This is a genomic window from Acinetobacter sp. 25-47-130 (assembly GCF_056779705.1).
Window position 1 is genome coordinate 1 of the sequence record NZ_JBWYII010000026.1, and the last position, 440, is coordinate 440.

The 440-nt window shown below is 41.8% G+C and carries 1 protein-coding gene; it reads right to left on the minus strand.

The genetic code is table 11. The annotated features are described in order from the left end of the window. Positions 1–440 (minus strand): GA-like domain-containing protein (locus AC1M83_RS14185; protein WP_481590944.1); only part of this gene is annotated, 440 nt, incomplete at both ends.

Sequence of the window (440 nt, forward strand, 5' to 3'; positions counted from 1 at the left end):
TCATCTTTAGCTGCTGATGCAGGTAATGCATCAACCAAGCCTTGTGCTGTACCTTTCAACGCATCTAATTGATCTTTGATCGCTTGTAATTCAGCTTGAGTTGTTGGGCTGATTACACCATTTTCAGCTGCAATTGCCTCTACCAATTCATCATGCTTAGCTTCTGCAGTTTGAACCGCTTGTGTTGCTGCTGCAATCGCAGCATCAACATCATCAGCAATACCATTGCTATCTGTATCGTTCACTGCTGGTACAACTGTATCAAGAGCATCTAAACGAGCATCTAAGCTATCTTTAGCTGCTGATTCAGGTAATGCATCAACCAAGCCTTGTGCTGTATCTTTCAATACATCTAATTGATCTTTGATCGCTTGTAATTGAGCTTGCGTTGCTGGACTGATTACACCATTTTTAGCAGCAATTGCCTCTACCAATTCATC